The organism is Vibrio sp. 1402 (assembly GCF_033340275.1).
The window spans coordinates 1-637 of record NZ_JAWOWE010000372.1 but is presented as its reverse complement, the minus strand read 5'-3'; the positions used below and the strand labels follow the sequence as shown (position 1 = coordinate 637).

Here is a 637-nt window from a genome sequence, read left to right as displayed (position 1 = left end):
TAGTGGTGCTTATGATTGGCTTATCATGCGCGGCATTCAGCCATTTAGCGGGTGGCGATTGGGGCGTATTTATTATGACCTTCTTGGCCTCGGCTGGTGGCATGATCGTGCGCCAAGAGATTGGCCATCGTCACTTCAATCCATTACTTAACTTTGCTGCTACCGCATTTGTAACCACGTTGATTTCTGCTCAAGCTGAAATTTATCAAATTGGTAATTTACCAACCGTAGCGATGGCATCGTCGGTATTGATGTTGGTGCCTGGTTTTCCACTGATTAATTCGGTAGCAGACATGCTAAAAGGTCACATTAACATGGGTATTGCTCGGTTTGTAATGGCCAGTTTGCTGACGTTAGCAACGTGTTTGGGCATTGTGGCGGCAATGAGTGTAACTGGTATTTGGGGGTGGGCAATTTAATGAATATTTTTGATTTAACGCTCGGTTTGCTCAATGACATGTTTTTTGCAGCCATCCCTGCAGTCGGCTTTGCGTTGGTGTTTAATGTGCCACAGCGAGCTTTGATCTATTGCGCGGTAGGTGGTGCGATTGGTCACGGAAGTCGTTACTTGATGATGCAGTTTGGAGTACCGATTGAGTGGGCGACCTTCTTCGCTGCCACCTTGGTTGGCTTGATA

2 protein-coding genes are annotated in these 637 nt (G+C 46.8%); both read left to right on the top strand.

Annotated elements, in window-relative coordinates:
- On the top strand, window positions 1-419 hold a 419-nt coding region (locus R7044_RS26140), incomplete at its 5' end, for a threonine/serine exporter family protein (RefSeq protein WP_225456110.1).
- A partial coding sequence (locus R7044_RS26135) for a threonine/serine exporter family protein (RefSeq protein ID WP_225456109.1) occupies window positions 419-637 on the top strand: 219 nt, incomplete at its 3' end. The genes R7044_RS26140 and R7044_RS26135, both read left to right, overlap by 1 nt.